General features: G+C 35.0%; 10 protein-coding genes. 6 read left to right on the top strand and 4 right to left on the bottom strand.

Features of this window, described 5'->3' with window-relative positions:
* Positions 1-63 precede the first annotated feature (63 nt).
* Genes QL232_RS02190 through QL232_RS02175 form a run of 4 tightly spaced genes read left to right on the top strand, consistent with a single transcriptional unit; the run spans position 64 to position 6,870 of the window.
* Entirely contained in the window at positions 64-855 is a 792-nt protein-coding gene (locus QL232_RS02190; RefSeq protein WP_281612877.1) for an SdiA-regulated domain-containing protein, read from the top strand.
* Between the two features lie 2 nt (positions 856-857).
* Positions 858-4,472, top strand: a complete 3,615-nt coding sequence (locus QL232_RS02185) for a BamA/TamA family outer membrane protein (RefSeq protein ID WP_281612876.1) — start codon at positions 858-860, stop codon at positions 4,470-4,472.
* A 2-nt stretch (positions 4,473-4,474) separates the two neighbouring features.
* Positions 4,475-5,722, top strand: a complete 1,248-nt coding sequence (locus tag QL232_RS02180; protein WP_281612875.1) for a Pycsar system effector family protein — start codon at positions 4,475-4,477, stop codon at positions 5,720-5,722.
* Positions 5,723-5,733: 11 nt separating this feature from the next.
* Positions 5,734-6,870, top strand: a complete 1,137-nt coding sequence (locus QL232_RS02175) for an adenylate/guanylate cyclase domain-containing protein (RefSeq protein ID WP_168882330.1) — start codon at positions 5,734-5,736, stop codon at positions 6,868-6,870.
* A gap of 59 nt (positions 6,871-6,929) precedes the next feature.
* On the opposite strand, the gene cysK is transcribed toward QL232_RS02175, so the two are convergent.
* The gene (gene cysK / locus QL232_RS02170) at positions 6,930-7,847 is read right to left on the bottom strand and encodes a cysteine synthase A (protein WP_168882329.1); all 918 of its coding nucleotides are present in this window, start codon (positions 7,845-7,847) and stop codon (positions 6,930-6,932) included.
* A 188-nt stretch (positions 7,848-8,035) separates the two neighbouring features.
* Here cysK and QL232_RS02165 point away from each other — a divergent pair, with 188 nt between their 5' ends.
* Positions 8,036-9,073, top strand: coding sequence for a dipeptide epimerase (locus QL232_RS02165; RefSeq protein ID WP_281612874.1), 1,038 nt, complete (start codon positions 8,036-8,038; stop codon positions 9,071-9,073).
* Between the two features lie 137 nt (positions 9,074-9,210).
* A complete protein-coding gene (locus QL232_RS02160) occupies positions 9,211-10,428 on the top strand; it encodes a pyridoxal-dependent decarboxylase (protein WP_168882327.1) in 1,218 nt (405 codons plus the stop codon).
* A 130-nt stretch (positions 10,429-10,558) separates the two neighbouring features.
* On the opposite strand, the gene QL232_RS02155 is transcribed toward QL232_RS02160, so the two are convergent.
* The 3 genes from QL232_RS02155 to QL232_RS02145 are packed head-to-tail and all read right to left on the bottom strand — an operon-like array spanning position 10,559 to position 13,143.
* Positions 10,559-10,972 (bottom strand): hypothetical protein, encoded by a 414-nt coding sequence (locus QL232_RS02155; RefSeq protein ID WP_281612873.1) that lies wholly within the window; start codon positions 10,970-10,972, stop codon positions 10,559-10,561.
* 11 nt (positions 10,973-10,983) lie between these two features.
* Positions 10,984-11,781: an SDR family NAD(P)-dependent oxidoreductase gene (locus QL232_RS02150; RefSeq protein ID WP_281612872.1), complete on the bottom strand. Its 798-nt coding sequence runs from the start codon at positions 11,779-11,781 to the stop codon at positions 10,984-10,986.
* A gap of 3 nt (positions 11,782-11,784) precedes the next feature.
* Positions 11,785-13,143, bottom strand: a complete 1,359-nt coding sequence (locus tag QL232_RS02145; protein ID WP_281612871.1) for a coniferyl aldehyde dehydrogenase — start codon at positions 13,141-13,143, stop codon at positions 11,785-11,787.
* Between the last annotated feature and the right edge of the window lie 75 nt (positions 13,144-13,218).

The following is a 13,218-nucleotide window of genomic DNA, read 5'->3' as shown; positions in this document are numbered from 1 at the left end:
ATCTGAATTTATTCTCTTTTGATAAAATGATTCCTTATTTTTAATACTCATCTCAACTTCTTTATGATGCTAAAAAAAGGACATCTTCTATATATCTTTTTTATTATCCTTTCTACACTGACTATTTCCTGTGCACAACAAAAGGAAAAAAAGAAAAGTGAACTTGAATACAAACGCAAGTGGTTCTTACCAACTACTTTAGATGAAATTTCTGGTCTTACTTGGTATGCAGACAATACTCTTGCCTGTGTTAATGATGAGCAAGGAAAAATCTACTTATACCACCTCGAACAAGAGAAAATAATTAAGGATTATAAGTTTGGTAAATCTGGAGACTATGAAGGAATTGCTTACCAAAAACCTTTTTTCTATGTTGTAAAAAGTAATGGTAAACTTTATATCTACAACGAAGAAACCAACGAAACAGATAAGGTCCAATTACCTTTTACCATTGATAATGATATTGAAGGCCTTTGTATTTATAAAAATCACCTCTTGGTCGCACTAAAAGGCAAAGGTGGTTTAGAAGGCAAAAAATCTGAAACAAGTAATATCTATAGCGTTAATATGGAAGACTTGTTTGATGTTGACTTGGCCTATCAACTTCCCAAATTACCTAAAATAGGTTTATCTGGAATTTGGGCGAATGAGACAACCGAACAGCTCATCGTATTATCGCACCGTTCGAAACATATTTTTTACATTGATGCGATTGAAGGAACTATTCTCAAAACCATAGAATTTTCCCGATCGATGTTTGAACAGCCTGAAGGAGTATGTATGTCTCCCGATGGTCGACTTTTTATATCTAATGAACAGGGGGACAACCTCCATGCTAATATTTTAGAATTTTAAGAATGAAACACCTATATCTATTTATTCTACTTCTAGTCTGTCCATTTATAACTAACGCCCAACATTCTATTTATCTAATTGGTGATGCAGGAAAAGCACAGAAAGACGACCCTGTTATCACAACTATGATGAATAAAATAGATATAAATGATAGCAATAGTACTGTTATATTCCTTGGAGATAACCTCTATCCTCATGGTTTAGAAGACATCAACCATAAGAAAAGAACTGAGGGAGAAGCTATTTTAAAAGCTCAATTAGAAGCGTTAAAAGGGTTCAAGGGGCAAACCTTTATGATCCCCGGAAACCATGACTACAATAGAGGAAAGAAAAATGGACTCCAACGATTGAGAAGCGAAGAACTTTTTGTCAATCAATTAATGGGAGACTCTACATTTGCTCCTTATGGTGGATGTCCTGATCCCGTTGAAGTACCCCTCACAGATGATGTTACACTTTTAATACTAGATACTCAATGGTTGATTTTTGACTATCAGGAAACTGCTGAGTTCAATGGGTGTGAATACCATAGTACAGATGAGGTTTTACTAGGACTTCAAGACATTGTAGCAAGGAATATTGACAAGAAGTTAATTATCGTTGGGCATCACCCCGTTTATACATATGGCGAACATGGTGGTGTTTTTACTCCAAAAGATCACATATTCCCTTTGACAGCTTTTATTGATTGGGCTTATCTACCTTTACCAGTCGTCGGTTCTGTTTATCCAATTGCGAGAAAATCTGGTGTAAATCGACAAGACATCAATAATAAGACAAATAAAAAGATGCGTAATGGATTTGAAGAAATCTTCAAGTCCCATCCCGATATTATTTATGCAAGTGGGCATGAACATACTCTTCAGTATATATTAAAAGATAATGTCCACTACATAGTTTCAGGTGCAGGCTCTAAATCTAGCCATGTAAAACAAGGAAAATATGCTCGTTTTGCAAGTAGTGAAAAAGGATTTAGCAAAGTCACTTTCCTTAAAGATGAAACCAAGATTGAATTCTTCACTCCTGAAGGAGTTATTTATGAAACATCGTATGTTCCCAAAAAGGTACAAACGTCACAGAATATAAAACAGATAGAATTTCCTGACAGTGTTGTGGTCGCCGCAAGTTCCCAATATTCAAGTAGTGCCTCACATCAAAAATGGATGGGAGAAAACTATCGTAAAGAATGGGAAACTCCTGTGAAGATGCCTGTATTTGACCTTTCAAAGGTTAAAGGGGGATTGAAGATCGTCCAAAAAGGTGGAGGTATGGCCACTCTTTCGTTTCGACTAGAAGATAAAGAGGGCAATCAATATACTTTACGATCAATCGACAAAAATCCTGTTAAAGCGATACCTGAAGAACTGAAAGAAACTATCGCAAAGACGGTTGTACAGGATCAAATTTCTGCTGCACACCCTTACTCTCCTCTTACAGTTCCTACACTTGCAGACGCAATCGGAATATACCATTGTAACCCTATGGTTGTCTATGTAGAGGACGATCCACAATTTGGTATTTACCAAGAAATGGCCGCAAACAAGGTATTTATGTTTGAAGAGCGCCCCTCAAAAAATACCGGGGAAGTAGAAAGCTTTGGGAATGCGAAAAAAATCTACAGTACAATCAAAACGGTGAAGAAGCTGAGAGAGGACAATGACGATTACATCGACTATAAATTTACTTTAAAATCTCGCCTTTTTGATATGCTAATTGGTGATTGGGATAGACATGATGACCAATGGAGATGGGCGGCATTTAAAGACAAAAAAGGTAGAATGTTCCGACCAATACCAAGAGATCGAGATCAAGTATACTTTTTAAATGAAGGGATTATTCCCAATATTACCTCACATCGATGGATTATGCCAAAGTTTGAAGGATTTGATCCTGAAATGAATTGGGCTCCAGGTTTTAACTTCAATGCAAGGTATTTTGATCGATATTTCTTAGCTCAAGCCACAAAAGAAGATTGGCAAGAAGCTGTTAAATACATCCAAGATCATATCACGGAAGAAGTGATTGATGAAGCACTTTTACATATTCCTGAAGAAGTAAGAGAGCATCATAATAATGAAATTAAGTCTGTTCTTTTAGCTAGAAAAAAACAACTTCCAGCTATCGCAGAAGAATACTACCTACACCTTTCTAAACATGTGTCAGTAATTGGTACCGATAAAATGGAACAATTTACTGTCAACAGAATGGAAGATGGGAAAACTGAGATTACTGTTAAAAAGATTTCTAAGAAAGGGAATATCAAACAAACGATGTATCAACGTACTTTTTCCCCTAAAGAAACTAAAGAGATTCGTATTTACGGTTTAGGCGGAAAAGACGACTTTATTTTCAAAGGAGATCACAGAAGCGGAATAAAAATACGAGTGATTGGCGGCGAAGGAGAAGATACAATTACAGACGAGAGTAAAAGAAAAGCGTCTAGAAACATCCTCCTCTACGACACCAAAGACAGTACAGTCATTGCAAAAAGTGATGGGGCTGTAAATAAGAAGTTATCTAACAAACCAGGTGTCAATAATTACAACAGAGCAGAGTTTAAGTTCAATTCAATGCTTCCTTTGCTGTATGGTGGATATATTCCAGATGACGGCGTACTAATTGGTGGTGGGTTTATTTTCACCTCACATAAATTTAGAAAAACTCCTTTTCATCAGAAGCATACTTTGTATGGTGCCGTGGCTACAGCCAATGCTGCTGCGTTTAAACTAAAATACAAAGGTCAATTTACCGATGTCGTAGGACTGGCAGACTTAGTTGTCGAAGCTAAATTATATGTTCCTAGAAACTCTAATTACTATGGCATTGGAAACGAAACAACTTACGATACATCAAAAGAAGAAGAGTATTACCGTTTTCTGTATAACGACCAAAGAATAAACTCTTACTTGTTATTTGATTTCACTAAAGATGTAAACCTCAAAGTTGGTGCATCTTATGTTTTCAATAACGTTGATGATGGAAAATACCTTGAAGGAAGGTATTTCCAAGAGTCTGGTGACGATTTAATTCTTACAGATGCCTACGGTCCTCAAAACTATATTGGAGGTATGTTAGGATTCGAAATCGATAAACGTAATAATAGTTTACTCCCTAAAAAGGGTGGACATTTTGAGATCATGGGTTATGCATTAAACAATACCAATGATGAGTCGTTGAATTATTACAACCTCAATGGTACTTTTTCGTATCATTATACATTCAAGTTACCTACTGATCTTACACTGGCTTATCAAATAGGCGGGGCAAAGAACTTTGGCGATTATCATTTCTTAATGGCGAATAAAATTGGCGGCAGTAAAAACCTCAGGGGATATAGAAGAGACCGCTTCTATGGAGATGCCTCTATCTACAATAGTTTGGATGCCCGTCTAGATATATTTAAATTTAAGAACAGTATTATTCCTTTTACTGTCGGAGTATTAGGATTTTATGATATTGGACGTGTTTGGGTACAGTCTGAGAGCTCTGACACTTGGCACCAATCTACTGGGGGTGGTTTATTCATCGTACCTGTAGATAAGGTTGCTTTATCAGGGGTAGTTGGAACTTCTCATGAAGGAGTAAATGGATATTTTAATCTAGGGTTCAGTTTTTAATTATGATAGAAATAGATTTAATAGAAGTGATCAAAGAATCTAAAGAATATGCGAAACAGTATATCAAAGATCTTTCATTTCATAATTTAGCACATACTGAAAATGTTGTTTCTGCCACTCAAGAAATTGGTAAAGCAGAAGGGTTATCAGAAAAAGAGTTACAGTTGTTGGAAATAGCCGCTTGGTTCCATGATACGGGGTACGAGGAAGGCAACTGTACAGATCATGAAAATAAAGGAGCAAAACTGTGTGAAGCCTTTCTAAAAGGTAAAATGCCAGATGACGATATCATTCAAATTAAAGAATGTATCATGGCTACACAGCTCCCTCAAACACCAAGAAACTTAATGGAACAAGTGATGTGCGACTCTGACCTCGCACACCTTGGAAAAGATAATTTCTTTAAATATTCAGAGGATTTAAGGAACGAAATCATTTCTTCGATGAAGATGCCCAAAAAGCTAACGAAGCTACAATGGCATCTAATGAACATCCGTTTTTTATCGGAACATAGATACTTCACAAATTATGCAAGAGAAGTCCTTAACCCTAAAAAACAGGAATACCTCAATAGTATTCAAGAGGAAGTGGAACGACTGATTGATGAAAAAGATCAATCCTCTAAAAAGAAGAAAAAGAAAGAAAAGGAAAAATTAAAGGAGAAGGAGAAGGAGAAGGAGAAAGTTAATACAACAGAAAAAGAAGTTATCACTAAAGATGGTATTCCTATTTTTCAAAAACCTCGACGTGATGTGGAGGCTATGTTTACTACGTTAGCAAGAAACCAAATTGGTTTAAGTGCTATTGCGGATAGAAAAGCGAGTATTTTGCTTTCTATTAACTCCATGATTACCTCTTTTGCTATTGGTTATCTATTTAGAAAAATTGAGGAGCTACCTGCACTACTATGGCCTAGCTTTATTTTAGCGGTGACTGGTTTAGTATCCGTCATTTTAGCTGTATTGGCCACTAGACCAAATGTAAAGAAGCATCTTAAAAAGGATAAGAAAGATCTTAACCTTCTTTTCTTTGGAGATTTTGTCGATTTAGAATTAGGCGAATACCAACACCTATTAAGAGAAGCGACCAGAGTACCTGAACAAGTTTATGAAAAAATGAGTCAGGATTCTTATTACCTAGGTAAGGTACTAGAAATTAAATACAGAAGGGTAAGAGCTGCATTCAACTTCTTTATGGGAGGTATTACTATTTCTGTAATCTCATTCATCATCGCATTTTCCGTTTATTAAAAATCATACTGATGAATAATTATCAGGTTCAAAAATATATAAAGGGTTATATAATTTCTTTTGCTGCTTGGTACGTTATTAATGCATTGTATTTAGTGATCAGGTATGATGCATTACAGTTTTATAGTCGTTTTGTAGACCAACATGAGTATTTTCTTATTCATGAAGAACTAAAGGTAGCAATGGTAGCAAATGCTATTATTACTTTATTTCTAAGTTGGTTCTCCTGGAATTTTTACTTTTTCCTTGATAAACGATCCAAGTTAAAACATTGGCAAAGAGGTTTACTCATACTTATTGTTGGTACTTTAGAAGTATCATTACTCTTACATTTAGGCGATTTTCTAGGTAAAAAATTCTACCCAGATGGTCTACCCTATTTTAATGAATTGTCTCAACAAAGTTTTGTCATCTATTTCATCTATATTTTTATGGGTGCTTTAGTGATCAACTCTTTATTCCAATTAAGAGATATATTAGGTCCGGAACTTTTCCAATCCGTTATTCAAGGACAATACTATCTACCAAAAGAAGAAGATCGTATTTTTATGTTCCTTGATTTATATAACTCAACATCTATTGCAGAGTGTCTTGGTCACCTTAAATACAGTAATCTAATACAGGACTCTTACCGGATTATTACCGATGCTATTGTGAAAAATAAAGCGTCAGTTTATCAATATGTAGGAGATGAAATAGTATTAACCTGGCCTACTGAAAAAGGGCTAAAAGAGAATCGCTGTATTCATGTTTTCTTTGAAATAGAACAAGCATTAGAAGAGAAAAGAGATTATTTCATGGAAAAGTATGGGCATGTTCCAGAATTCAAAGCAGGGTTACATAGTGGTATCGTAGCAACAGCACAAGTAGGTGTCATTAAAAGAGAAGTGGCTTATCATGGTGATACCGTAAATGCTACTGCTCGTTTACAAGAAAGCTGTAAACAACTCGGTGAAAAAATTCTAATCTCTGAAGTTATCTCTTCAAAATTAGAGCTTCCATTTATAGATATGGGAGAATATCAATTTAGAGGTAAACGAAAAGCAATGCATGTTTATACATTACATACAACAAAAAATGAAGCAAGTCATGTAAAAGAAATAAAGTTTATTTCTACAGATTATCCCGATCAAGCTTCATCTTCATAATAAAAAAGGCTGATTCAAGTTTATTGAATCAGCCTTTTTTAATGCATCAGAATTTTAGGTTATGCACCATAAAAACCTTCTATTGATAAGTATCTCTCACCAGTATCGTAGTTAAACGTTAGTACTGTAGCTCCTTCAGGAATCTCAGAAAGCTTCTGCTTTACAGCGTCAAGAGACGCACCTGTAGAAATACCTGTAAGTATACCTTCCTTCTGTGCTAGCTCTCTAGCAGCAGATTTAGCATTCTCAGGATTAACAGTAATAGCTCCATCTAATAATGATGTATTTAAGTTTTCTGGAATAAAGCCTGCTCCAATACCTTGGATTGGGTGTGGGCCTGGAGCTCCGCCTGAAATTACAGGACTAGACTCTGGCTCAACTGCAAATACTTTTAAGTTTGGCCATTTTTCCTTTAGAATTTCTGCAACACCTGTGATGTGTCCACCTGTACCTACACCTGTAATGATATAATCTACACCGCCTGGGAAATCATTTAAGATCTCAAGTGCAGTAGTTGTTTTATGAATATCAACATTTGCTGGATTATCAAATTGTGATGGAACAAAAGTGTTTTCAGAAGCATTTGCTAATTCTTCAGCTTTTTCAATAGCACCCTTCATACCTTTCTCTTTTGCAGTTAAAACTAATTTTGCACCGTATGCAGCCATTAATTTTCTACGCTCTATACTCATAGATTCTGGCATTACTAAAGTTAAGCTGTAGCCTTTCACTGCAGCAACCATAGCCAAACCAACACCTGTGTTACCTGAAGTAGGTTCAATGATCTCTACACCTTCCTTCAGTTTACCTTCTTGCTCAGCTTTCTCGATCATCGCCAAAGCGATACGATCTTTAATACTTCCTCCTGGATTGCTTCTTTCAGCTTTGATGTAAACATTATGCGTATTACCATAAAGTTTATTGATCTTGATAATTGGAGTTTTACCGATAGTTTCTAAGATAGAATTGTAAATCATGTCTAAAGTTGTTTTTCAGTATTTGAATTATTGCTTTGCGAATATAATTATTTACCCTAGTATTTCTATATACTTTGTGGTATTATTTAAGGAATTTATTTTTCAATATAAATTACCCATAAATTTTAGTATTGAAAAGCGTATATTGATTCTTAACAAAAGCTACATCTACTAACCATCGATAAGTGATGAAAACCGACAATACTAAATCACCCATTGAACTAATATATCATTTATATGACCTTAAATTAAAAGAGACATTTAAAATCGCTCATGATGAAAGAACCGTTCAGCCTACTGTAATACTTGAAATAAGGTATCATCAATATATTGGTTTTGGAGAAGCTGTAGCCACCAAATATTACCAAGTTTCTCAAACATCTATATGTAATAATATTGAGAAGGCATTACCTCTCTTACACAAATGGAGAGGAGAAAAACCTGACTTGCTATTTGACCAACTACTTTCTATCACTCAAGATACTTTTGCTACATGTGCTATTGATCAAGCTTTATGGGATATATATGCTCAACTACAGAACAAACCTTTGTATCAATTATGGAGTGATGTAAACACCGCACTTCCCATAAGTAATTATACCATAGGGCTAGATAGTATCCCCACTATGAAAAGAAAATTAGAGGAGTTCCCATGGCCTATATATAAAATCAAACTAGGTACGGAACATGATTTACAAATAATATCTGCACTAAGAGAAGTCAGTGATGTTCCCTTTAGAGTAGATGCCAACCAAGCATGGAGTGTTCAAGAAACCATAGATAATAGTTCTCTCCTGAAGAAATTAGGTATTGAATTTATAGAACAACCCTTAGGGAAAAAGAATTGGAAAGGAATGAAAGTTTTAAAAGGAAAATGTGCTCTACCAATCATTGCAGATGAGTCGTGTATTCGTGAACAAGATATTGATCAATGTATGACTGTTTTTGATGGAGTGAATATCAAGCTCACAAAATGCGGAGGTATTTCAGCAGCTTTAAGAATGATAAAGAAAGCTAAACAATATGGTCTTCTCACAATGCTAGGTTGTATGACTGAGTCTTCAGTAGGAATAACCCATATAGCCCATTTATGTAAATTAGTAGATTTTGTTGATATGGATGGTGCTCTACTTATCTCAAATGACCCTGCAATTGGTATCAGTTGGGATGGTTATAAAGTGAGATTTCAGAATAAAAATGGAAGTGGTATATCACTAAAAAGTTAGAAGTAAAAGCTCTCCTTTTTTCTCCAGTTGATCATTTCACAAAAGGGTAAATTCGATTTTGGCAAATTTGCCAAAATGGGAAAAACTATATTTCAAATGTGTATCTTTGCCCTATCATATAATACCATAATACATAAATGCATATCTGGAAAAAGAAATCTCGAGAAGAGATAAAAGAAATTATCTTCAATGCACTCGAAGAGAATAGGGATTATTTTGGGGACCAAAGTTTAGGTGTTCCTGGCTCTCATTTGGATAGTAAAGTATTTCCTGATGACGCCCCTTTCTTAAATGATGCTCCCTTCATTACAACTTTATTACACAACCCTAACCATATAGGCTGCCATACACAGGGTGTATCAGAAAGCTTTTTTAAAGGTACTCAGAAGATTGAAAGAGAATTGATAGAGATTTGTGGATCTGACATTTTAAAAGCAACACCTAATAGTATTGATGGTTATGTATCTGCAGGTGGTACAGAAGCCAATATGCAAGCAATATGGATTTACAGAAACTATTATAAAGAAGAGTTTCAAGCTTCCAATAATGAAATTGCCATCATCTCCTCTTCTGACTCTCATTACTCAATGGCCAAAGCCAGTAATATTTTATCACTCTCATTTTATAGAGTAGATGTAGATTACAATACAAGAGAGATCACACCCGAGGCGATCAAAGCCACCGTTGAGCAAGCTATAAAAGAAGGTAAGAAATACTTTATTGTGATCGCTAATATGATGACCACAATGTTTGGTTCGGTTGATAAAGTACACTTATATCTTGAGTATTTTAAACATGCAAAACTTCCATTTAAGCTTCATGTTGATGGAGCCTATGGTGGCTTCTTTTTTCCTTTTGCACATAAACAACATGCTCTTGATTTCAGAAATCCCGATGTCTCATCCGTTACTTTAGATGCACACAAGATGCTACAAGCTCCTTATGGTACTGGGCTTTTTCTTGTCAGAAAAGATTGGATGAAGTACGCCAATACCAAAGCCGATTATGTGGAAGGTGATGACTTTACAATGATAGGTAGTCGATCTGGAGCAAATGCTATTGCTATATGGATGATACTAATGACGTATGGTCCTTATGGAATGAATGAAAAGATTTTTATTCTGAGCAAACGAGCAGATTGGTTTACTCATAAGTTGGATGAATTAGGTATTGAATATTTCAGGAGTTCACAATCTAATATCATTACCATGAAAGCAGATAAAATTGCTCCTGAAGTTGCTCAAAGGTTTGGACTTGTTCCAGATGTACACCATCAACCTAATTGGTACAAAGTAGTTATTATGGAACATGTGACGATCGAAAAACTTGAGCCTTTAGTTGAGGCATTAAAATAAAAGAAAAAGGTTGAGTACTTAAATGCTCAACCTTTTTGCTCACAAACTTATTAATGAACAAGCAAATAATATATTTGCCCCTCACCCAATAACTACCTAATTATAAATTTACTTAACTAAACTATTAACTCTAAATAAGATTTTTATCCATCTCATTACTTTTATATTTTTCAAACCAATACCCAATTGTATAAGCAACAATTAGTAGGTCTGTAATTCCAAATGCTTGAAATCGCTCATTTAGATAACTTGTCTCTACATCAAAAACATTGGATATATAGAGATATACCATAAACAGCTTTTCTATGAAGGAGAATAATATTATTGGTTCTCTCCATGATTCCTTGTATGCAGAATAACACATAAAGAACCCCATTAAGCCAACCATAATACCCCAATGTCGAATTAAGAATACATATGATGTATCATAAGGTAAACGGTTAATTTTCTCCAATGCGAGTCCCGGATTAATTGCATAGATCACTGCAAACATTGTTATCGCACCGCCAACAAGTAGAAAGAGTTTTAGATTTTTTTGAAACATATCACTGTCATTTACCCCGCCATAAAATCATTGGTCCCTGTCACTCTTGCTAACCAGTTCCAACCCTTCACACCAGACAAAGCTCTGATGATTGGAACAATATTTACTCTTCTTGGTCGAGCAATCAGTTCTTTATTTTTAAGTATGCCACTCCATACTGCATCAACCATTTTATCTACTGTAATCAATGGTACTAAAGATGAATGGGCATTTTCAAACATACCCGTATCGATATGTCCTGGTGTTACTGTGGTAACATGAACATGTGGATATTTTTCTTGCATTTCAGTAGACAAGCCCAATGACCATCCTAATACAGCCCATTTACTTGAACAGTAGGTGATAATTTTAGGACAATACATGTAAGCTGCACCAGATGCTATATTTACAATATGTGCATCATTAGATTTAATCATTTCGGGTAAAAAAGCTCGTACAATATGCATGGGTGCTTTAGCATTCACATCCATAATTAAATCAATATTTTCTGGTGAAGAATCCTCAAAAGGTTTCGAAATAACTATACCTGCATTATTAATGAGAAGGTCTACTCTACCTATTTCTTTTAATATCAGGTCTGCTGTTTTGTATACCAATGATGTGTCAGTAACATCTACTTTAAAAGTATATATATTTATCCCTGTTAAATGATCCTCGTTTTCCTTCACCACTTGTTCCATTAATAATGGATCAATATCCCAAATGATAATATTTGCAGCTTTACTTTCAATAGCTTTTTGAACATACGCTTTCCCCATGCCAGAGGCTCCTCCAGTAACTAAAACTGTTTTATTCTTTATAGTTTTCATATATTATAATTGAGAAAGGAGTTGCGTTTTTATTTCATTTTCACCCGGTAAGAATAAATATTTCACTATCGATTCCTCCCCTGTTTGTAAGACTGTTTTCGCATGTGAAAACGTAAGGAAACCTTCTTTCCCATGATAGGCTCCCATTCCTGAGTTTCCTATGCCACCAAAAGGAGCATCATCTACTGAGGCATGAAAGATGGTATCATTTATACATAATCCACCTGAATGAATATTGGCTTTAAATATTTCTTGCAGGTCAATATTATCGGAGAATAGATAACATGCCAAAGGGCGAGGTCTATCTACAATAAATGTGATACATTCTTCCACCTTTTTATAAGTAATAATAGGTAAAACAGGTCCGAAGACTTCTTGAGTCATTACACTAGAATTTGGAGATGGGTTAATCACCATATGAGTCACCATACGATGTACCTCTCTATCGATACTATCTTCATGAACAGGTATTATTTGGAAGTCGTTATCTTCCGCATCCTCTAATAATTGTTGTATTCTATCAAACTGTCTTTTATTGGCTACTGAGGTCAATTGACTATCAAATACTCCCTTAGGGAAATAGTTACGATACTGTTGATGGTATTCTCTGATAAATTCATTCAATCTATCTTCATGAATCATTACATAATCTGGAGCAATACACAATTGTCCATTATTAGCATTCTTCCCGATCATTAGTCGTTCGACTACTTTTGTTATTGGTAAGGTTTTATCAATAACTACAGGAGATTTCCCACCTAACTCTAAAGTGACTGGAGTTAAGTTTTCTGCAGCTGACTTCATAATCAATTTTCCTACAGCTGTAGAACCTGTAAATAATAAGTGATCAAAAGGCAAAGAGGCAAACTCTTGTGCGATCTCTACTTCTCCTTCTATTAATATTACTTCATCTTGCTTAAAGACTTTTTCTAAAATACTCTTTAAGCAGAAGTTTAGATTAGAAGTAAATTCACTCATCTTTATCATTACTCTATTTCCACTAGCAATAGCAGTTGTAAGAGGGTTAATAGTAACCATTATTGGTGCATTCCAAGTACTAATAATCCCAACGACACCTTTGGGTTGATAGACTACTTCCACTTTAGAAGATGGCAATAAGTCTCCAGTATGTCTTGGAGAAGGTAACATCCACTCTTTTAAATGAGCGATTGTATAGTCGATATTATTGATACTGGGTAACAGTTCTAGCATTGTATCTTGCATACTACGACCTTTAAAGTCTAAGTTCAGTGCTAACGACAACTCTTCCACATTATCTTTAAGCTCTTTTTTTAACTTTTTTAGGTGTGTAATTCTTTCTTCGTAACTAGGCATAGGTTTTAAAGAATATGCCTTTTTCATCTGTTGAAATCTGTTGTTTAGTCTCATTTTTATATGGTTTATTATATTTAGTTTTCAAAACTGACTAGTCAGTCA

Source organism: Flammeovirga sp. SubArs3, from assembly GCF_947387565.1.
Classification (GTDB): domain Bacteria; phylum Bacteroidota; class Bacteroidia; order Cytophagales; family Flammeovirgaceae; genus Flammeovirga; species Flammeovirga agarivorans.
The sequence above is the reverse complement of the archived record's forward strand: the minus strand, read 5'-3'. Positions and strand labels throughout refer to the sequence as shown.